We start from the raw sequence: 21,437 nt of genomic DNA on the forward strand, positions 1-21,437 counted from the left end.
AAAATGGACAATGCCTGTCACCAACTGGGGACAGACTATCACTCAATTATCTATTTACTTCGAGGGGCGTTTAGACGATATAATTAAAATCTAGTAATTTGGCTGACACAGATTTTTGAACGCCCCCTCCAAGAACATGGTGTTGCACTTCAAATGCTAATCTAAGAATAATTCTACTGACTTTCCCCTAGTCTATTGCTGAATAAAACAATTTAACTCCTTAACAAATTACCTCTTAATTAAGCCGGTTAAGCACGCTAGGTTAATGCTTTGCCCTAAAGCATTCATCGAAAATTCGCAGGGTAACCTGCACCTGCATTTTTGTGATACTGATTCATGAGTAAAAACTAGCATGGCAATCTTCGAGCATGCCCATAGCGAACGAACAGCAAAATTAGGAGCTAACGATGTCAATTTCTGATACTGACCAGTATGCCAACCTTAAACAGCCCGGCACCGTGATGCCTACGCAGGGTTATCAGCATGGTACAGCACAAATACCGCGCAATAATACAAGCAAGAACAGCACTGCAAATAGCTCAGCCAGTACACGCTGTCGCCCTATTACCCGTTTGGGCTTAGGCGGTGTGGCGATTGGCAATGGCTTTACCCCAACCTCTGATGAAGCAGCCCAGCACACCTTGCAGGCCGCCATTGATGCCGGCATCCGCTATTTTGACACATCACCGTGGTATGGACTGGGCTTAAGCGAGCGGCGCTTTGGCCATGCTCTGCATACCTTAAAGGCTGAGCATTACACGCTATCGACCAAGGTTGGGCGCGTCCTGACCGCAACCCATCAGATTCCGGACACCATGTGGACTGACCCAGCGCCATTTGACTATCGCTATGATTATTCGGCAAATGGGGTCAGGCGTTCCATTGAGGACAGCTTGCAGCGTTTGGGGGTTTCGCAAATTGATATTGTGTATATCCATGATCTGTCGCCAGATAATGAAAAAGACTTAGGCATGCCTTGGGAGCAACGTTTTGAAGAAGCCGTGAAAGGGGCCATGCCTGAGCTAAGCCGCATGCGTGAGGAGGGCATTATCAAGGCATGGGGCTTTGGCGTGAATAGTCCTGAACCCGTACTAAAAGCGCTGGAAGTGGCAGACCCGGACATCTTCTTGCTGGCCTGCCAGTATTCCTTACTGGATCACAGTCGGGCACTGCATGAAACCCTGCCAAAAATTGCTGAGAAAGGCGCTTCTGCGGTGATTGGTTCACCGTTGCTGGCAGGCTATCTGGGCGGGCGTGAGCGCTATTTGTATGACGGCACCATTCCTGAGTGGGCACCGGGCAAACGCGCACGGGTACAGCGCGTGCTGGATGAATACGGCATTGATTTACGCACAGCGTCATTGCAATTTGCTGAAGCCCATCCTGCAGTGGCTGCCATTATTCCAGGTGCACGTACTGCCGCGCAGGTGGAAGCCAATGTACAGTCACTGGGCGTTGAAATTCCGCAAAGCTTTTGGGATGAACTGAAGTCTGAAAAGCTGATTGAGATTGATGCGCCTGTACCACGATCCCGTCAAGGCAATTGATCGGCACCTAATTTGCGATCAACTGGCATTGAGTTAAAGAGGGGCAATATTGTCCCTCTTTATTTTTTGGTTGATTTATAGCTTAAGCCGCTTTAGCCATCTGATCCTGCTGGCAAGCCTGCCAAAAATAGCGGGCAATGCCTTTATGCCGCCTGCCATGTAAATCAGGGGCAATTTCTGCCACGCTAATGATTGAATAGCCCTCGTTACGCAAGGTCTTAATCCGTGCAGCAAGGTGGCAGACATTAAGTAACGCATCTGCTTCAAAACGATTTAAGCCTGTAGCTGGATTTTGTTGCAAGTACTTTAGGACATGCTGTTTTTGCGCATCTTGAGTTAGGTTAGATACATCAACAGTTTTTGGAAATTTAAGAAGTGGTTGCATTGCTATAGCTCCAGTTGGGTATGGAGCTAGTTTAGATTTAGATTTAGATTTTTTATTAGAAAAATACGGAATGATTTAAAAAGCTGGTATTTGTCGTTTATTCTTCAGCAATTTTCAAGTTTAGTTTGGCTTCTTTAAAATCTCTTGTAAAGGTATTAACTTCTATTTTTAAAATCTCGTATATAGTGGCAATAGCATCAACAAAAACCCCTGCATTGGCATCTTTAAATGGTGCGTTACAGTTCTTAGCTATATACATAAGAGTGGATAGCATTTTCAAACGAGCTTGCCTTTCCCTGCTTTTATTTCTACCCCCTTGCGGCTGTATTTTTTGTAATTTAGTTAAAGCTAGAGATTCTATAATCCCCAATGAATCTAAATGATCAATTGTTCTCTTTCGCTCGCGTGTTAACTGCATTAAAATAGATTCACAAGCTTCAGTTGTATGTAGTAATTTTTGAATTTCCTGAACAAATTTTATTAGTTTTTCTAGGTCTTTTTTTTGTTGTCCTACAGCTCGGCTTTTATTAGTTATCATTCCGCTAGAGAATAAATCATCTATTTGTTCAGTTTCAAATTTTGCCTTAGAAGCTTCTAATCCATAAAAAATAAATGTTCTATGTAAATGCGCTTGCATTAATTTTAGTTGACCTATTCCTTCAATGTTTCCGTATTCTTTTAGATAATCAGCAAAAACTTTTACTGCTTCGTCATACACCATTAAACCTTGTGAGTTTACATAAGCCTCGTCAATTGGTTCATCATTTTCTGATATTACATGTTCTAAAATATAATTAAGTACAAAAAGCTGTTTACTATTCATAATGCCCCTACAGCCTCTCCCCTAAAAATAAATATCAGGTAAATAATATTTTAGGGGTTGCTTACTTGTCGGCTGGCCTGCCTATACCTAATAAGTAAATATAACCTAGTTGTTTTATCATCAGCCATAAAAAAAGGCCTAAACCGTGAAGTTTAAGCCTTTAATCACCATATCATACCTTGCGGCACATATGGTTTTGGGTATATGGTGGGTCGTCCGCGACTCGAACGCGGGACCAACGGATTAAAAGTCCGCTGCTCTACCGACTGAGCTAACGACCCATAACACAACGCTTCGTTGTGGCGCACATTCTATCAGCTTATTGAAATATGGCAAGCGCCAATGTGGCTTTATTTCATTGTTTGGTCATAAAAAAACCGCCGAATGCATTACACACGGCGGTTTGCTGGGTTTTTAGGCAATTTGGGCTTAAAAACGATACTTGGATGCCTGAATATTGGCATGAATATCAGGTGTTACGACACAGTACTGCTTTTCACCCGGCAACCACGCTAGGATGGTTTCATCCGTTTTGCTTGGATCAAACGCCTGAGTTTTTAAAGTATTTTTCTGGTATTTAAAGGTTCCCGTGGTTTCCATTTGCTTCTGGATACGCAGAAACACGGGTACTGCGTAAGCAGGCATATTTTGCTGGAAGAAACTGAGCAGTTCGGCATAATCACTTTCTGTGATGCTATCACCTTCATGCGGGGTAATGGCACACATACCAGCGCGGCCATTGGTGTTTGGAATTTCCACGCCATACACCACGGCTTCACTGATTTTTGGATGCTCTGCCACCAGATTTTCAACTTCAGTGGTAGACACGTTTTCACCTTTCCAGCGGAAGGTATCGCCCAGGCGGTCAACAAACTGGGCATGACGGTAGCCAATATCCCGTACCAGATCACCCGTATTAAAATAGCGATCGCCTTTTTTAAAGACATTTTCAAACACCACGGATTTGTTTTTTTCTGGGTCAGTGTAGCCATCAAACGGTGCACGTTTGGTAATCTTGCCAATCAGCAGACCGGTTTCGCCAGTTTTAACCTTGATAAACCGGCCTTTGCTGTCCTTAATGGGTTGGTTCTTTTCCTTGTCAAATTGAACAATGGCATAAGGGGTAGGAGAGAAGCCAACCGTATTGTCAAAGTTGAAAATATTGCTAAAGCCCACGTTGCCTTCACTGGAGGCATACAGCTCCATCACTTCCTCTACACCAAAGCGCTGCTTGAATTTGTTCCAAATGGTGGGACGCATACCGTTGCCAATCATTTTGGTCACACGGTGGTCTTTATCCATAGAGGTGGCTGGGGTTTCCAGCAGATAACGACACAGCTCACCCACATAACCAATGGCTGAAGCATCAAAGCGCTGCACATCTGCCCAGAATTCACGGGCAGAAAACTTGCGTCGAATGGCCAGCGCCGAACCACCGGCCAGTACCGCTGCCCAGCACACCACCATGGCCGTTGCATGATAAAACGGCAGGGTCACATACATGACGTCGTGCTGGTTTAAATCCATGATATGGCCATACGTCCCGTAAGCACGCATCCAGCGACCGTGGGTGAAAATCACTGCTTTTGGCAGGCCAGTCGTGCCTGAGGTATAAATATAGAACAGGCCGTCGGCAAAATACACGCTATTGGTGGTTGGCGGGTTAAAGCTGGGGTATTGCTGGATAATACTGGCCAGATTCTGGTAGCCTGCGGGTGCAGTGCCAGCGTCTTTTAAGGTATCCTGATCTGCAAACCAGTACACTTCCTGCTTGTTCACATCCAGATTTTCCAGCACTTCATGCAGGGAAGACTGCACTTCTGCACCGACCACAATCGCGCGGGGCTGTACCAGATTAATACTGTGGCACAGTACTTTGCCTGTTTGCGCCGTGTTGACCAGCGCGGCAGTCACACCAATTTTGGCCAGTGCAACCACTGTGGCCAGCAGTTCGGGGCGGTTTTCAACGAACACGGCAACCACATCGCCTTTTTGCAGACCCTTGGACAAAAAGAAATGCGAAATCTGGTTAATCCATTCATTGAACTGCACATAATTCAGCTCAGTTTCTTTATATAAAATGGCTTTGCCATACGGGTTTTGCCGAACGGTTTTTTCAAATGCCCAGCCCAGACCCATTGGTTTGCTGGCCCGGGTATCATTGGCCAGGATCAGGCCATTCAGCACATGAGGCAGTTTTTTGAGTAAACGCGGGACCCGCTTTGCCACTTCGCTTAAGGTAATAACATCTTTCTGATTAGACTGGCTCATGGATAGCGATCCTTTATTTTAAGTCGGTACAGGGTTTTAAATTGGCAGCGCTTGTTGCCGGGTTGCCACAACAGGCCAGCAAATCGTACATGGGTAACAAAAATATGCCCGATTATCCGTTAAATCTGGCGCGGGTCAAGAGCCCATTACGACGAATTATCAGACTGTTTTAGCACATGGCTCACCATGTACTGGGTCATTTGCTGTTTTAGGGCACGTGACAGGGCATTATTCAGTTCAATGGCCACTGTGGCTGCAAAGAGTGGGCGCAGCTGATCAACCAGCGTAGTGGCCTGATTCAGCTCAAGCGGTGGCGCAGAAGGTACTTGGGGGAAAACAATAGACAGGCCAATTTCTGCAACAGAAATGGCGGCAGTGTCCAGATTCTTGCGCAGGTTTACCACAATATCTAAAAGCTGGCGAAAGCTGAATTGATAGTCAATCAGGGTGGTGGCCAGTTGCAGCAGACCCGCATGGCTGATTTTAACCAAACCATCTGGCGCTGGCTCAAGCACACCCACTTCAAATGCATACTGGATGTCCTGCGAGGTGGGTGCCGTACTAAAACGGCTGGACAGCGCATCAAGGGTTAAATACACTGGTTGTTCTTCAGTCCAGATGTTGGCAACGGCGGTATTCAGGCCAATTAGCTGGTTTAAATTATGGCCCTGTTCATGGGCATGCAGGATTTCGCTGATATTGGCAATCGAATAGCCACGGTTCAGGAGTTGCTGGATCATGCGCAGGCGAATCAGATGATCTTCGCCGTAGATGGCAATGCGTCCGCGCTTAACTGGCGCAGGCAAGATGCCTTTTTCCTGATAGGCGCGGATATTGCGGATGCTGGCAAGGGTTAGCTCAGCCAGTTGAGTAATGGTGTACTCAGAACTGGCTGGCGTATCACTGTCCGGGAAGTGTTTGCCCATGACGGTGCATGCTTACGAAGAAGCACCCTGCTTTTTCGGTGGACGCCCCCGTGGACGACGTGGTCGGGCTGGTTTTTCCTTGTCAGCCTTGGAGTCAGCGTCAGCACTGTCCGACTGTTCATCAGCTGCCAATTGGTGAGACGGGTCAGTTGATGTGTCATCGGATGGCGTGGCAGTTTCAGCATTGGCTGCAACCACGGCTTGCAGATTGGCTTCGGATTCACCCACAGGTAGTACAGCCTGCTGGTCTTGCTCAGCCGATGCATTCACCTCGGTGGTCACCACCGGATTGGCCTGGATTACTTCAACTGACGGGTTATCGTGAGTTACCTGCTCAGGCTGGGTTTCAGCAGTGCTGCCATCAACAGGCTCAACTACTGGTGTTTCAGTCGCTCCTGATTGTTCAGCGGCAGCTTGCTCATCAGCGGTAGCCTGTGACTCGTTTATCGAGCTGGTTTCAGGCACTACAGTACCAGCCTGTGCTGCTTCAGCCGCCATTCTGCGCCGCATGCGCGGGTCATTGGCTGCACGCTGCTTGGGTGCAGGAGGCGTTGTCGGTAACAACTCTACTGGCTCCTGTGGTTCTACAGGTGCAGTAGGCTGCTGGACTGGCGCTGGCTGTTCTACCGGGCTAGCCACTTGATGACGCTGTTGCAGGGCTTGCAGGAATGCAGCAATCACATTGCCATCTTCCAGCAAAGCCTGAGCGGCATCACCCAGCACAGCACGGATAAATTCACCCGTAGTGCCCTGTACCGGCAGTGACTGAAGCTGCTGTGCACTGCTACTGGCCACTTCGTCTACCTGAGCGGTGATTAAGGCTGGGTCAACTGCAAATTGCAGCGCTGGCTCTTCCAGGCCCAATTCACGACGACGACGACGCTCACGCGGGTCATTTAACGCGCGCTGAGGTTCGGCTGTGGTGACAGCATCTGCGCCTGGCAGGTTACTGGCAGGATCTTCACCAACATCAACGGCATGATTGGGCGCGGCTTCATTCACTACCGGCTCAGGCTGATCGAGACTAATCAGGCTGGACTGGTGAGAATCCACATTGATGACCAGTGCTTCTACCATCTGTACCTGAGTTTCATGCTCAACTGCCAGCAAACGTGGCGCTTGGTCAGCATGATTTGCCTCAGTTGCAGGCTGCGTTACAGTTTCAGTGTGTGCAGCATGCACGCTACGGGTTTCAACCACACTGGTTACAGGCTGCTCAACAGCGTCGGTCAGTACGCTTTGATCACGGTGACGCGGGCCACGGCCAGGACGGTTGCTGGCCTGACGGTCACGACGTGGAACAGCCGCTTCTTGGCTATCGGTTCTTTCCGGACGGTCCTGACGCTCTGTGCGCTCCTGTCTGTCCTGATTGGGCTGCTGGCGACGACCACGGCCACGTGCTTGTGGAGCTGCGTTGTTGTCTTCAGCGATTTGAGCAACGTCTACGCTTTCAACTACCTCGCGTTCACGAGGACTATGCTCACGTTCACGCTGCTGATCGCGCTTGCGGTTATTGTTGCGCTGGCGACCATTGCCTGTGTTACCACGACCATTATTGTCATTACTGACCGCATGGCTTGCCGCTGTACTGGTGTCCTGTCCTACAGCACCCTTGCTGTATACATTTACTACTTCGGGTTTTTCTTCTTTAGCCGGTGCCACCTTGTTCAGGCTGCCATAAACACCCTTGCTGACTGCACCTTCATTGACCAGTTGTTCAATGGCCGAGGCTGCATCTTTGGCACTTACCGCATCCTGAGTTTTGGCCTGCTTGGTAACAAACAGGTTTTCCAGCCAGGCACAGGCACGGTTGTCTGCCTTGGCGGCTGGAGCAGGCTGACTGGTTGGTGCTTTTGCGGTAGGCTCTGCATGGCGGGGTTTTTCAGTAACCACGGCAGGTTCAATGGCCGCAGGTTGCTGTTGCCAGTCTGTGGCTTCATAGCCCAGTTCTGATTCGCTGGCGCGGGTGGCTTCGGTGCGCTCATAGCTGGCCGGGCCAAAACCATCACGGTTGTACTGGATATGGTAGTGCGGCGTTTCCAGATGCGGGTGTGGCAATACGGTAATGCGTACCTGACTGTTTTGTTCCAGATACACAATGGCATTGCGTTTTTCATTGAGCAGGAACGCTGCAATTTCAACCGGTACTTCAATTTGCACTTCACCCTGACGTTCACGCAGGGCAATTTCCTCAATCGAGCGCATAATTGACAAGGACAGCGAACGCAAGTCACGCACCATGCCTGTGCCATGACAGCGCGGGCACACATAACCTGTGGCTTCTTCCAGCGACGGACGCAAGCGCTGGCGGCTCATTTCCATCAGGCCAAACCGTGATAACTGGCCAAACTGAATGCGCGCGCGGTCGCTTTGAGTGGCTTCACGCAGCTTGTTTTCTACCAGACGCTGGTTGCGGTCTTTGGTCATGTCAATGAAGTCAATGACAATCAGGCCACCAATATCACGCAGGCGTAACTGGCGGGCAATTTCTTCAGCGGCTTCAATATTGGTATTAAGGGCAGTGTCTTCAACATCATGGCCGCGGGTGGCTTTGGCCGAGTTGATGTCAATGGATACCAGCGCTTCGGTCTGGTCAATCACAATCGAACCACCGGAAGGCAGTTTAACTTCACGCTGATAAGCCGTTTCAATCTGGCTTTCAATGCCAAAACGGGCAAACAATGGTTCGCTGGCGGTATATTTTTTCAGCTTGTCGATCTGGTGCGGCATCACCTGCTGTACAAAATGATAGGCTTCATTGAAGGCCTGTTCATTGTCAATCAGGATTTCGCTGATATCATCACGCAGGTAATCACGCACGGCACGGGTGACCACACCAGCTTCCTGATGCACCAGAACAGGTGATGGACTATTGCTGGCAGTATTCTGGATTTGTTGCCACAGGGTGAGCAGGTGTTGCAGGTCAAGCTGTAGCTCTTCCGGTGTGCGGCCAATTCCGGCAGTGCGTACAATCACACTCATGCCACGCGGAATATTCAGGGTAGCCAGAATTTCCTTCATTTCTTCACGCACAGAACCGGCGATCTGGCGGCTGATACCACCCCCTTTGGGGTTATTGGGCATTAATACCAGATAGCGGCCAGCCAGTGAAATAAAGGTAGACAGGGCAGCACCCTTGTTGCCGCGTTCTTCTTTTTCAACCTGAACCAGTAACTCAGTGCCCTCACTAATCAGGTCACGAATATTGTGGGTAGAGCGGGCATCGGCCTGCAGATAGCTGTTGGCAATCTCGCGCATGGACAAAAAGCCCTGACGGTTTGCGCCATATTCAACAAACACGGCTTCCAGGGAAGGCTCTACGCGGGTGACATGACCCTTATAGATGTTGGATTTCTTTTGTTCGCGGGTGCGGTTTTCAAGGTCAAAATCGTATAGACGATTACCAGTGATGAGTGCAACGCGAATTTCTTCAGCATGCGTTGCATTGATCAGCATACGTTTCATGGGTGTGACACCTAATAGTGACACACACACACAGATCGGTTCGCCATATAATCGCGCGAACGGCGAGCTTTTTAGTACCTATCGGCTATTGGGTGTCAACGGGACAAACCGCATTGACCAATAGGGACTAATTCCTTTTAATTAAAGGTCAAAGTCTTGCTTTAACACCGGATAGCGGTGCCTCGTCCAATCAAATGGATTGGCGCTACCTGTAGTTTGGCTAAAATCGCAAAGCGCTTACCGTAACCAAATCAAGTCATTCCTTAAGACTGCATCACCATGTTCACTATGGTGTCTGCCGCAACTACGGATCACGTAATATGGCGCAAGGCAGTTTGCATGACACGGTAAACTGTTTTGTCTTCTGATTTTAAAACACCAAAAACAGCGGATTGCGACCTGTTATGTGTGCATCAGTTTTCATTTAAACCTGCATAAAGGCAGGGTTCATTTAAACTTGTCAGCCAGATTGGTTTGTATTTGATAAAACCCATACAGGCTGACAAGATTTGCCGATATACTTAACCCTCGGCGAGGATGTATTCCTTAAGGTCGTGCTGCGCATTATCTAGGGATAACCATTTGGCATTTACAATCAGGGTGCAATTGGCACAACTGAACCGGTAAAGCAATGGGCAAACACCACCGTGCGCTGACTATATCAGACCTTTTCGTTTAAGCATACGGGAAGTCAGGATTTTTTCAGGCTTGTTTGTTATTTTTTCTCACAGGCCCGCATGGCTAAATATGTGCCTTGCAGCAGCAAGCAGGTTGAGCTTTTTTTAAAGGCAATCCAACTGTTGCAAGACAGGCCGTGAATTCACATTTTTTTTATAAATACAGGTTAGGTATGGCTGAACAAAGCTGGCAGCAGGTAAGTTGGTTTGAGGTTGATGAGCACCAGGATGGCCAGCGCATTGATAATTATTTGTTTAGCCGTTTAAAGGGTGTGCCCAAAAGCCGTATTTATCGCTTGATTCGTGAGGGTGAAGTGCGGGTGAATAAGGGTCGTGTAAAGGCTGAAACCCGCCTGAAAACCGGAGACCAGATCCGGGTGGCGCCCATTCGCCGGGTAACTGCTGATGAGCAGGTTCAGGTCAAGGTGGGCGATGAGCTGGCGCAAAGTCTGGCAAACCGGATTATATTTGAGGATGAAGGACTGATTGTACTGGACAAGCCGGCCGGAATTGCGGTGCATGGCGGCAGTGGCGTGGCCTTTGGGGTGATTGAGGCGTTGCGGCAGGCACTGGGCAAACCGTATCTGGAACTGGTACACCGCATTGACCGGGATACTTCCGGCCTGCTGATGATCAGTAAAAAACGCAGTACCTTAAAGCTATTACAGGATTACCTGCGCACTGGAAAAATTCGCAAAACTTATCAGGCACTGGTGAAGGGTAATGTGTTGCTGGACAGTCAGATGATTGATGCACCATTGCTACGCTATGAGCTGGCCAATGGTGAGCGCCGGGTACGGGTGTCTAAAGAAGGTAAGCCCAGCCAAACCCTGTGGCAGGTGGCAGAACGCTTTAAGCAGGCCACGCTGGTGAATGCCAGTCCATTAACCGGACGCACCCATCAAATCCGGGTGCATGGGCTGTTTATTGGCCATCCGCTGGTGGGCGATGACAAATATGGCCATGATGTCTTATGGCAGGGTACACCGGTGCGCCGCCTGTGTCTGCATGCTGCCCAGCTTGAAATTCCAGGTTATTCAATTATTAAGGCAGAGTTACCAGCAGATATAAAAAATTTGATCCAGCAGTTGCGTTTTTAGGTTTAGGTCGGCATAGTCGGGAAGAATTAGACTTTAGTCAAAATGGAGCTACAGAAAATTTGATTACTTCATTTGGTTCATTTGACTTAATTATTTTTGACTGGGATGGCACGCTGTTTGATTCGGTCTCGCCCATTATCGACCTGTTTCTGGATGCTAAAAAAGAACAGCCGGAAAGTACACAGGGCGAAGCCTTAAAGGAAAGTGGCATGGTGCCGGTACTGGATCAGATCATTACCGCTGACCATGCCGTGCAAGTCAATGACTTAAAAATGCTACTGAATCTTGAAGGCTTTACTACTTTTCGCAAGCCGGCCACGCTCTATGCAGGCATTGCAGAATTACTGGAACAGTTGTGGTCCTCAGGCCAGAAAATGGCAGTGGTTGCGGGCCGAGCCCAGGCTGAAGTGCTGGCAGAAATGCGTACACTAAACATTGACCATTATTTTTTTTCTGTTGTGGGTTCTGATCAGGGGCCGGTCAAGCCCAATCCAGCCATAATTCATGCCATTTTGGCGCTGGCAGAATGTGTACCCAACCGCGCACTGATGATAGGCGATTCTGCCATGGACATGGAAATGGCCACACTGGCACGGATTTCCATGCTGGGCACAGCGTATGTGACCCGTGATCATGAAGAATACTGCCTCAAGCGGCTGGAACCCTGGCAACCACTGGCCATTGCAGAATCAGTGGATGAGCTTAGCCAGTTTCTGCTGGGCCACTAATCACAAGTAGTCCTTTAAATATTGTTCTGGAACATTAATGACGGCTTTATCCCAATTACCTTTTGAACTGGTTATTTTCGACTGGGATGGCACGCTGTTCGATTCGGTCTCGCAAATTGTGCAAAGCCTGCAATGGGCGGCGCAGCAATACCAGATTGACCTGACTGCCGATGCAGCCCGGAATATTATTGGTTTGGGGCTTCCGGAAGTCATGCAAACCCTGTTCCCGGAACATGAAGCATTACACCCGCATATTCAGGCTGAATATTCACGGCATTATGTAGCCAACTCCAGCACGCAACGCTGGTTTGGTGGTGTAGATGAGCTATTAACCCAGCTCGAGCAACATGGGATTTTGCTGGCAGTGGCCACCGGAAAAAATCGCATTGGGCTGGATCGGGTCTTGGCACAAACCCAAAGCCACCACCGTTTTATTGCCACGCGGTGCGCCAATGAAGCCCGTTCCAAGCCGCATCCGCTGATGCTGGAGCAATTGCTGCAAGAAACAGGCATTCCGCTTGAGCGAGCAGTGATGGTGGGGGATACCACCTACGATATGCAAATGGCACAAAGTATTGGTATGCCACGCATTGGCGTCAGCTACGGCGTGCATTCCGAAGCTGAGCTGGCTACCTATCAGCCACTGGCAATTGTGCATTCAGTGGCTGAGCTGGCGCAGGTATTAATGCCTTAAGGTTTGGGTTTCATTTAACTTTTTATCAAAGCATCTTAATTAAAAACGCATTAGCCATTCGGTAAGGCCAGATTGGATTTCACCATGTCGCCCAGACCCTGTTTAATCAGGTAATGCTCCAGCCAGCTTTTAATCACGGGCGCGCTATCCATCTTAAGCACTTCGTGCAATAAACTCTTGGCATCGGCAAGCGGCACATGGCTTAAGGTCTTGCGAATCCGCAAAATATTGCTTGAGCTCATCGATAGCACATTAAAGCCCATGGCCATCATCAAAATGGCAGTCGTGGGTTCACCGGCCATTTCACCACAAATACTAATTGGCTTGTTTAAGTGATGGGCTTCACGTACCAGAAAATTCAGTGCCCGTAACACGGCCGGATGATAGCTGGAGTACAGCCCGGCCACGCGTGGATTATTGCGGTCAACCGCCAGTAAATACTGGGTGAGATCGTTAGAACCTACCGAGAAAAAGTCCACCAGTTCTGCCAGATCACGCATTTGCAGCAGGATACTCGGCACTTCAATCATCACACCCACCTTGGGCATGGCAATTTTAACCTGTTCTTCTTCCTGTACTTCAGCCAGCGAGCGGTATAGCAGGTACAGCGCTTCTTCCACTTCAGTCACACTGGTGACCATGGGCAGCAAAATATGCAGATTATTCAGGCCAATACTGGCTTTTAGCATGGCCCGAATCTGTGAGGAAAAAATCTCCGGGTGATCCAGGGTAAAGCGAATGCCACGCCAGCCCAGCGCCGAGTTTTCTTCTTTAATACTAAAATAGGGCAGGTCTTTGTCCGCACCAATATCCAGCGTGCGCATCACCACCGGTTTATTGGCAAAATGGCTGAGCTGCTGGCGATAAATAATGCGCTGTTCTTCTTCACCGGGAAAACGCTCGCGCAGCATAAACGGAATTTCACTGCGGTACAGGCCAACACCTTGCGCCCCACGCTGCACGCCGCGCACCACATCAATCATCAGGCCGGTATTGACATATAGGGTTACCGGATGGCCATCGGGTGTAATGGTTTCGCGGTTTTCATAGCTTTTTAAATCTTTGGCGGCCTGTTGTTCTTCTTTTTGAATTTCCTTGTAACGCTGGCGCAGGCGACGGATCGGATGCACAAAAATGCGGCCCTGATGTGCATCGACAATCATCTCGGCATCATCCAGTGCAGTAACGGGTAACTCGGTTACGCCCACCACCGTCGGAATACCCAGCGCACGGGCGACAATCACCATATGTGAGTTGGCAGCCCCTTCTGTGGTTACAATGGCAGCAATATGATTAAGCGGCATTTCCACCAGTGCTGCCGTGGTAATTTCCTCGCCAATCAAAATGCTGTCTTCGTTAAATTCGCGGTGCTGATCATCGGCAGTTTGCAGGCGTGCCAGAATGCGGCGGCCCAGATCGCGAATGTCAGACACCCGTTCACGCAGGTATTCATCTTCCATTTGGGCAAAATGTGCGGTATGGCTTTCAATCACCTTGCGCACTGCACCTTGCGCCCAGTTACCGCCACGAATCAGCGCATTGATTTCTGCGGGCAGGGCATTGTCATCCAGCATGCGCAAATACACGCTGAACAAGGCCCGCTCTTCTGCCATCAGCGATTCCTGCATTTTGGCATCCAGCTCGCGAATATCCTGCCGTACAGCAATAATTGCCTGTTTTACCAGCTCCAGTTCTTCGGTAATGTCCTCAGCCTGACGATCTGGCACAGCATCAAGATCCGCAGGAGGATAAAATACCACGGCACGACCAATGGCAACGCCGCCCGCACCGGGCACGCCCTGAAACATTTTTGAGGACTTGGCCAGACTGGGCTTACGGAAAACATCAACCTGACCCACGGCATGCGCATGCGCAATGGCACCAGATAACTGGGCGCATAGTGTCACCAAAAACGACTCGGCAGCTTCGCTATAAGCACGGCGCTCACGGTTTTGCACCACCATCACACCCATCACCTTGCGGCGATACATGATAGGCACGCCCAAAAATGACTTGTACAGGTCTTCGCCGGTTTCCGGTAAGTAATAAAAGCGGGGATGGCTGGCAGCATCTTCAAGGTTGACAATTTCTTCGCGCTGGCCGACCAGACCCACCAGGCCCTCACCGGTTGCCAGTGACACCACGCCTACCGATTCAATATTCAGGCCCTTGGACGCCATCAGCACGTAACGCTGATTGCGCTCATCCAGCAGGTACACCGAGCAGACTTCCGAACCCATGGCCTCAGCAACCTGTTCCACCATCACTTCCAGTGCTTCATGCAGGCTGGCAGCCGCATCGACCTCCTGGACGATACGTCTTAATGTTTCCAGCTGCATTGCCGACATGCTTATTCTCCATATTTGTGCACTGGCTTGTTAGTACTATATCTTAATGATAAACAATGTGAATGATTAAACAGATTTAAAGGTTGCCTGTTTTAACAAGCAGGAGCTAATTTAAAGCTCCTTGCTTCTCAATGGATTAAGCGCTTTTCCCGGCAGGCGACGGCACAGTTCAATCATGGCCTTGCGATAGACATCACGCTTGAAAGCCACCACCTGTGTGAGCGGATACCAGTAACTCACCCATGTCCACTGGTCAAATTCTGCCGGGGCGCAGGCATCCAGCCGGATCAGTTGCTGCGGGGCCTTAAGCTGCAACAAAAACCACTTTTGTTTTTGGCCAATACAGACAGGATTACTATCCTGCCGGACATAGCGATGTGGCAAACGATAGCGCAACCAACCCCGGGTTTGCGCCAGTATTTGGACATGATCGGGAAGTAGTCCGACTTCTTCCCAAAGCTCACGATAAACGGCCTGTTCGGGGGTTTCACCAAACTGAATGCCACCCTGAGGGAACTGCCATGCATTGTGGCCAATTCGCTTGGCCCACAACACCTGTCCATCTTCGTTTGCCAATATGATCCCGACATTGGGTCGGAAACCTTCGGAGTCGATCATTTGGCGTACCTTAATTTTGTTAAATGCATTTCCTTGATTGTTGGGATTTGGCCTTCACACAAATCATCACATGAGAAATCAAAGAATAAGCAATGAAATTTGCTATGATCTTACCGAATTTCTGGCCTATAGCGGTGAGAGATTTACATTTTTTTGTGAGCAAATTATCAAAAGTAGGGGTTGGGGGATGAAGCTGGCGTTATTTGATCTGGATCATACATTGCTGAACATTGATTCGGATCATGCATGGGGCGAATTTCTGATTCATAAGCAACTGGTGGATGAAGCCCAGCACCGTGCCCGTAATGATCAGTTTTATCAGGATTATCAGGCTGGTACGCTGGATGCAGTGGCTTATAATGAGTTTGTCTTTGAATTCTTAAGCCGCCATGACATGGACTATTTAAAAACCATTCATGCTGAATTTATGCAGCAGGTGATTTTGCCTGCCATGCGGCCCAAGGGAATGGAAGCCATTTCACGACATCAGCAGGCTGGCCATCAGATTGTAATCATTACTGCCACCAATAGCTTTGTGACCCGTCCCATTGCAGATGCTTTTGGCGTGATTGACCTGATTGCAAGCCAGCCTGAAATCTGTGATAACCGCTATACAGGACGTTTGCAGGGTGAGCCGTGTTTTCAGGCGGGCAAACTGCATCACCTTAAGCAATGGCTGGCTGAGCGTGGTGCAGACATTGAAGAAAGCTGGGGCTATTCTGATTCGTTTAATGACCGATTTTTGCTGGAGTTTGTGGATCATCCAGTGGCTGTCAATCCGGATGCCCGTTTGCACGCACACGCGCTGGCGCATGCGTGGCCAGTGGAAGACTGGTCGATTGCACTAACTGCCTGAACGGATATTGGTAAGCTACCTTTATTTTAAAGCTTTATGCACTTGTCACAAAATGGTCATCTTTAGCCATTAAAATGAGTGCATAAAATAAAAATACTGGTTAATAACAACCTGCAACAGCGCCAATAATAATAAGAGCCGTTAAGCAATAACTGAAAATAATAAGCTAAAACAACAATCAGGGAGTGAAGCATTTTTTATGCTGGAACAACAACGAGAAATTAACTTATTAAAACTAAAACGTGAAGTCCCCGTCATGCCATTTTACTGGGTACTCATTCCTTTAGTCTGCATGCTGCTGGCTTATCTGGTGTGCGATGCTTTCTGGACTGGCTGGTTTTTAATTCCATTTATGTTTTTTATGGCCAGTGCTAACCTGTACGCAGAATCAATTCGCCGCCAGCGCTGCCTTGCCCGGATTGCTACCATACGACTAGATCCCCTATTCTGGCAGCGCTTTGGCCAGCTTTATCCGGATGTGGGCTTGCGTGAGCGACGCTTGATTGAACAAGGCTTTAAAGATTACCTGAGTTTGCATGGCATGAGCCGTAATCCCTATGCCATGCCTTCCCATGCCGTGGATGCGCTATGGCATGTCATGCTGGAGTTTCCGGTGCCGTACCAGCAGTTATGCCGTCAAGCGATAGGACGTGTGTTGAACCATCGGCCTTATGATAGCAACAGTCAAAATAACCAGAATGAGCAGCTACAGCAATTGTGCGAAGCATGGCGCTATAGCTGTATGTTAAATGGGTTAGATCCACGCACAACCACCATGCTGCCCCGGCTGTTTGCCATCGATAGTGCGCTCAACTGGCCGGATGGACAGATTTATACGGTAGAAAGCATGCAGCAGCAGTATCGGCAGTATCTCAAAAACCAGTCTGATTCATCCAGTAGTGATGGTTGCAGCTCATGCAGTAGCTGCGGTGGTGATTAAGTATAGAATAAGATCACAGTGCTGAGGTTAAATTGCTTGAGCACAATGCAATCAAGGCGGCGGCGGCTCGCGACTGGGTGCGTGCTGGATGCGTCACCATTCCGAGTTCACGGCGTAAAACCAGCGGGACAGGTAATGCCACCAGCTCATGATTAATCAGGGTGCTGGGTAATACCGACCAGCCAAGGCCAATCGACACCAGCATGCGGATGGATTCCAGCGGATTGGTGCTCATGTTGGCCTGTGGCTTTAAGCCAAGCTGTTCAAATGCTTGCAGGGTAATCTGACTGGTATAGGTGTGAGCAGCAGGAAGTAGACAAGGATAACTCACCAGATCTTCCAGCTTTAAATCTTGCTGTTGGGCCAGTGTATGAAATGGCGCCACCACAAATTGCAGTGCATCCTGCCAGAGTGGCTGGTAATTCAGCCGGGCATCAAATTGCGGCGGCAGGGTTAAAAATGCCAGTTCCAGCTCGCCACTCAGCACCGCCTGATGGGCTTGTTCCGAATCAACAAAATGTACATCCAGTTGCACGTCGGGATATTGCTGCACATACTGCTTTAACATGGACGGTAAATGATGCAGGCCAATATGATGGCTGGTGCCAAGCCGCAAAATGCCGCCAATCTGGCTTTGTGCATGGCTTAATGCATGCTTGATATCCTCATATTCCAGCAGCCAGTGCTTTACGCGCGGCAGCAATTCATGGGCGGCTTGTGTGGGCTGAATACCCCGGCCAGCCGGTTCAAACAGCCGCACGTTCAATTCTTCTTCCAGACTTTTTAAGCGCTTGGTGATGGCAGGCTGGGTTAGAAACAGCTTCTCGGCGGCTAAGGATACCGAGCCGGTTTGCATCACGGCTAGAAAAGCATCAAAGTTGGAAAGGTTCATGATGATTTATATTGTTTTTTTTAGACGAACATATAGGTTCTTGTGGTCATTAGTTGCTGATTTTCTCTCCTCTACTTCGAAAAAATCATCGTATTTTTTTACTAAGTCACTTAATTTTTTATAACCATAGTTTCTGGGGTCAAAATCGGTTTGCAGTAATTTCCATTGGGAACCAAATGCTGCCACTGTGATCCAATCTGAGTCCTGATTATCAAAAATCTGTTTAATTTTATCTAAGGGTAAGTTTTGCTCTGTCACTTTTGACGAGAGTACAGAAGTAGTTGGAGGAGTTGCTATTGTTTGTTCAGATTTTACTGTTTGATTAACAGGTTGTTCAACAATCTCCTCATCTCTTAAATTTTCAACATAAATGAATTGGCTACAAGCATTTCTAAATGAAGCAGGAGTTTGTTTTTTGCCAAAACCGTAAACTGTTGCGCCTTGTTCTTTAATACGGATTGCCAAAGCGGTAAAGTCGCTATCACTGGATACAATGCAAAAACCATCAAAACGGTCTGTATAAAGTAAATCCATTGCATCAATAAACATAAAACCATCAGTCGCATTTTTACCAGTTGTATAAGTAAATTGCTGCATGGGTTTGATAGCAAGTTCATTAATACACTGTTTCCAAGCACTGCCTACTTGGTCAGTAAAATTACCATAAATGCGTTTTACGGTAGCTTCACCAAACTTGGTAATTTCATCAAGAATATTTTTAATGTCCTTAGCTGAGGCATTATCCGCATCAATGAGTACAGCAAGTTTAGAAATTTTTTCTTCAGAAATATTAAATACAGTTTTTTTCATAATTATCTCAATGGGCAAATTTATGGATACTATAATAAGATTAAGTAAATAAAAATATATTCCAAAAAGTTTGTTAAATGATAAAAATGATAAATTAGTGTTATTTAAAAAACATCTTATAATGATCCTATAGCAATTCTTACCCAGCATTGGCGAGGCAAATAACATGGCCGGAAAAACACTTTACGACAAATTGTGGGATGACCATTTGGTCAAGCAGCGCGACGATGGTTCATGCCTCATTTACATTGACCGCCAGCTATTGCACGAAGTCACCAGTCCGCAGGCATTTGAAGGCCTGCAATTGGCTGGCCGCAAGCCATGGCGTCTGGATGCCAACATTGCTACACCCGATCACAACGTGCCGACTGATAAGGCCGAACGTTCTGAAGGTATTGCCGGCATCAAGGATGACACCTCGCGCATTCAGGTGAAAACGCTGGATGAAAATTGCAAGGCTTTCGATATTGTTGAATTTGACATCAATGATGTACGTCAGGGCATTGTGCATGTGGTTGGCCCGGAGCAGGGTTTAACCTTACCGGGCATGACGGTGGTGTGTGGTGATTCGCATACCGCCACGCACGGTGCATTTGGCTGTCTGGCGCATGGTATTGGCACCTCTGAAGTGGAACACGTACTGGCCACCCAGTGCCTGATCCAGAAGAAATCCAAAAACATGCTGATCCGTGTTGATGGCGTGCTGGGCGCTGGCGTGACCCCTAAAGATGTGGTATTGGCCATTATTGCCAAGATTGGCACGGCGGGTGGCACAGGTTATGCGATTGAGTTTGGCGGTCAGGTTTTCCGTGATATGTCCATCGAAGGCCGCATGACCGTCTGTAATATGGCCATTGAAGCCGGCGCGCGCGTGGGCATGGTGGCTGTAGATGACAAAACCATCGCCTATGTGAAAGACAAGCCGCATGCACCCAAGGCCGAGCAGTGGGATCAGGCGGTTGATTACTGGAGCACCCTGCATTCTGATGATGATGCGGTGTTTGATGCCGTGGTTGAAATTGACGGCGCCAGCATTGAGCCACAAGTATCGTGGGGCACGTCACCTGAAATGGTAATTCCTGTGACCCAGCCAGTGCCGACATTGGCGCAGGCCAAGGATGAGGTTCAGCGTAATGACTGGACGCGTGCTTACCAGTACATGGGTTTAACCGCAGGTCAGGCCTTGAGTGATATTCCGCTGGATCGGGTATTTATTGGTTCTTGCACCAATTCACGCATTGAAGATTTGCGTGCTGCGGCTGAAGTTATTAAGGGCCGCAAAGTAGCTTCAAGCATTAAACAGGCGATGGTCGTTCCCGGTTCGGGTTTGGTGAAGCAACAAGCCGAAGCCGAAGGGCTGGATAAGGTATTTGTGGAAGCGGGCTTTCAGTGGCGCGAGCCGGGTTGCTCGATGTGTCTGGCCATGAATGCCGACAAGCTGCAACCAGGTGAGCATTGTGCATCTACCTCAAACCGTAATTTTGAGGGCCGTCAGGGCAATGGCGGGCGTACCCATCTGGTCAGCCCAGCAATGGCAGCCGCAGCCGCACTGGCTGGTCATTTTGTTGATGTCCGTCATTTCTAAAGGCACTTTATTTCTAAAAACCCCTAAATCCCCTTGTTTAAGGGGACTTAAAATTCTGAAGATTTTTTAGGAAACAGACATGAAACCCTATACCGTTGAACAAGGTCTGGTTGCGCCATTGGATCGTGCCAATGTCGATACCGACCTGATTATTCCCAAGCAGTTTTTGAAATCCATCAAGCGCACTGGCTTTGGGGCCAACCTGTTTGATGAATTGCGTTATCTGGATGAAGGCTATCTGGGTCAGGACAACAGCAAGCGTCCCAAAAACCCTGATTTTGTGCTTAATCAGCCACGCTATCAGGGGGCTAGCATTTTGTTGACCCGTGCCAATTTTGGCTGTGGTTCCAGCCGTGAACATGCCCCGTGGGCGCTGGAAGAATATGGCTTTAGAACCGTTATTGCGCCAAGCTTTGCTGATATTTTCTTTAATAACTGCTTTAAAAACGGCATGCTGCCGGTTATTTTGCCGGAAGACATCGTTGACCAGCTGTTTAATGAATGTCAGGCACAAGAAGGCTACCAGCTCACCGTAGATCTGCCTGCTCAGGTAGTCCGCACGTCTAATGGTCAGGAATTTGCCTTTAGCATTGATGAATTCCGCAAGCATTGCCTGATTAATGGTCTGGATGACATTGGTTTGACATTACAGGACAGTGCGGTGATTTCCGAGTTTGAGAGCAAGGCACAGCAATCGCGTCCCTGGGTTTTTAATAGCCTGCGCCCTTAAGACCGGTAGATTGGAAGTGCGCAATAAGGCAATCTAAGGTAT

17 protein-coding genes and 1 tRNA gene are annotated in these 21,437 nt (G+C 48.5%); 8 read left to right on the top strand and 10 right to left on the bottom strand.

The annotated features are described in order from the left end of the window. The first annotated feature begins 407 nt into the window (after positions 1 to 407). On the top strand, positions 408 to 1,547 hold the full coding sequence (locus E2B99_RS03970; RefSeq protein ID WP_134243685.1) for an aldo/keto reductase: 1,140 nt from the start codon (positions 408 to 410) through the stop codon (positions 1,545 to 1,547). 82 nt (positions 1,548 to 1,629) lie between these two features. Here E2B99_RS03970 and E2B99_RS03975 read toward each other — a convergent pair whose 3' ends face one another. From E2B99_RS03975 to E2B99_RS04000, 6 genes are all read right to left on the bottom strand, one after another. Then, on the bottom strand, positions 1,630 to 1,932 hold the full coding sequence (locus E2B99_RS03975) for a helix-turn-helix domain-containing protein (RefSeq protein ID WP_134243686.1): 303 nt from the start codon (positions 1,930 to 1,932) through the stop codon (positions 1,630 to 1,632). A 97-nt stretch (positions 1,933 to 2,029) separates the two neighbouring features. Further along, the gene (locus tag E2B99_RS03980) at positions 2,030 to 2,755 is read right to left on the bottom strand and encodes a hypothetical protein (RefSeq protein WP_134243687.1); all 726 of its coding nucleotides are present in this window, start codon (positions 2,753 to 2,755) and stop codon (positions 2,030 to 2,032) included. 205 nt (positions 2,756 to 2,960) lie between these two features. Continuing rightward, positions 2,961 to 3,036 (bottom strand) — tRNA-Lys (locus tag E2B99_RS03985). Positions 3,037 to 3,184: 148 nt separating this feature from the next. Continuing rightward, positions 3,185 to 5,026, bottom strand: a complete 1,842-nt coding sequence (locus E2B99_RS03990) for a long-chain-acyl-CoA synthetase (protein WP_134243688.1) — start codon at positions 5,024 to 5,026, stop codon at positions 3,185 to 3,187. A gap of 146 nt (positions 5,027 to 5,172) precedes the next feature. Continuing rightward, the gene (locus tag E2B99_RS03995) at positions 5,173 to 5,952 is read right to left on the bottom strand and encodes a MerR family transcriptional regulator (RefSeq protein ID WP_134243689.1); all 780 of its coding nucleotides are present in this window, start codon (positions 5,950 to 5,952) and stop codon (positions 5,173 to 5,175) included. A gap of 12 nt (positions 5,953 to 5,964) precedes the next feature. Continuing rightward, positions 5,965 to 9,417 carry an Rne/Rng family ribonuclease gene (locus tag E2B99_RS04000; protein WP_134243690.1) on the bottom strand — a complete coding sequence of 1,151 codons (3,453 nt, stop codon included), beginning with the start codon at positions 9,415 to 9,417 and terminating at the stop codon, positions 5,965 to 5,967. A gap of 850 nt (positions 9,418 to 10,267) precedes the next feature. On the opposite strand from E2B99_RS04000, the gene E2B99_RS04005 reads away from it, so the two are divergent. Genes E2B99_RS04005 through E2B99_RS04015 form a run of 3 tightly spaced genes read left to right on the top strand, consistent with a single transcriptional unit; the run spans position 10,268 to position 12,616 of the window. Beyond that, positions 10,268 to 11,194: an RluA family pseudouridine synthase gene (locus E2B99_RS04005; RefSeq protein WP_134243691.1), complete on the top strand. Its 927-nt coding sequence runs from the start codon at positions 10,268 to 10,270 to the stop codon at positions 11,192 to 11,194. A gap of 59 nt (positions 11,195 to 11,253) precedes the next feature. Beyond that, positions 11,254 to 11,922 (top strand): HAD family hydrolase, encoded by a 669-nt coding sequence (locus E2B99_RS04010; RefSeq protein WP_134243692.1) that lies wholly within the window; start codon positions 11,254 to 11,256, stop codon positions 11,920 to 11,922. A gap of 37 nt (positions 11,923 to 11,959) precedes the next feature. After that, a complete protein-coding gene (locus tag E2B99_RS04015; RefSeq protein ID WP_134243693.1) occupies positions 11,960 to 12,616 on the top strand; it encodes an HAD-IA family hydrolase in 657 nt (218 codons plus the stop codon). A gap of 50 nt (positions 12,617 to 12,666) precedes the next feature. Here the strand turns inward: E2B99_RS04015 and ptsP are convergent, their stop codons facing one another. After that, entirely contained in the window at positions 12,667 to 14,964 is a 2,298-nt protein-coding gene (gene ptsP / locus E2B99_RS04020) for a phosphoenolpyruvate--protein phosphotransferase (RefSeq protein WP_134243694.1), read from the bottom strand. A gap of 111 nt (positions 14,965 to 15,075) precedes the next feature. Further along, positions 15,076 to 15,582 (bottom strand): RNA pyrophosphohydrolase, encoded by a 507-nt coding sequence (locus E2B99_RS04025; protein WP_134243695.1) that lies wholly within the window; start codon positions 15,580 to 15,582, stop codon positions 15,076 to 15,078. A gap of 187 nt (positions 15,583 to 15,769) precedes the next feature. Here E2B99_RS04025 and E2B99_RS04030 point away from each other — a divergent pair, with 187 nt between their 5' ends. Together E2B99_RS04030 and E2B99_RS04035 are read left to right on the top strand one after the other, a co-directional pair. Continuing rightward, the gene (locus E2B99_RS04030) at positions 15,770 to 16,438 is read left to right on the top strand and encodes an HAD family hydrolase (RefSeq protein ID WP_134243696.1); all 669 of its coding nucleotides are present in this window, start codon (positions 15,770 to 15,772) and stop codon (positions 16,436 to 16,438) included. Positions 16,439 to 16,637: 199 nt separating this feature from the next. Further along, positions 16,638 to 17,378 carry a hypothetical protein gene (locus tag E2B99_RS04035; RefSeq protein ID WP_134243697.1) on the top strand — a complete coding sequence of 247 codons (741 nt, stop codon included), beginning with the start codon at positions 16,638 to 16,640 and terminating at the stop codon, positions 17,376 to 17,378. 13 nt (positions 17,379 to 17,391) lie between these two features. Here the strand turns inward: E2B99_RS04035 and E2B99_RS04040 are convergent, their stop codons facing one another. Next, positions 17,392 to 18,270 (bottom strand): LysR family transcriptional regulator, encoded by an 879-nt coding sequence (locus tag E2B99_RS04040; RefSeq protein ID WP_134243698.1) that lies wholly within the window; start codon positions 18,268 to 18,270, stop codon positions 17,392 to 17,394. A gap of 6 nt (positions 18,271 to 18,276) precedes the next feature. Then, positions 18,277 to 19,083 carry an NYN domain-containing protein gene (locus E2B99_RS04045; RefSeq protein WP_134243861.1) on the bottom strand — a complete coding sequence of 269 codons (807 nt, stop codon included), beginning with the start codon at positions 19,081 to 19,083 and terminating at the stop codon, positions 18,277 to 18,279. Between the two features lie 163 nt (positions 19,084 to 19,246). Here E2B99_RS04045 and leuC point away from each other — a divergent pair, with 163 nt between their 5' ends. Further along, positions 19,247 to 20,665 carry a 3-isopropylmalate dehydratase large subunit gene (gene leuC, locus E2B99_RS04050; RefSeq protein ID WP_134243699.1) on the top strand — a complete coding sequence of 473 codons (1,419 nt, stop codon included), beginning with the start codon at positions 19,247 to 19,249 and terminating at the stop codon, positions 20,663 to 20,665. A gap of 79 nt (positions 20,666 to 20,744) precedes the next feature. Beyond that, positions 20,745 to 21,395, top strand: a complete 651-nt coding sequence (gene leuD / locus E2B99_RS04055) for a 3-isopropylmalate dehydratase small subunit (protein ID WP_134243700.1) — start codon at positions 20,745 to 20,747, stop codon at positions 21,393 to 21,395. Positions 21,396 to 21,437: the final 42 nt, after the last annotated feature.

The organism is Alkanindiges illinoisensis, from assembly GCF_004377485.1.
In the GTDB taxonomy this organism is placed as follows: domain Bacteria; phylum Pseudomonadota; class Gammaproteobacteria; order Pseudomonadales; family Moraxellaceae; genus Alkanindiges; species Alkanindiges illinoisensis_A.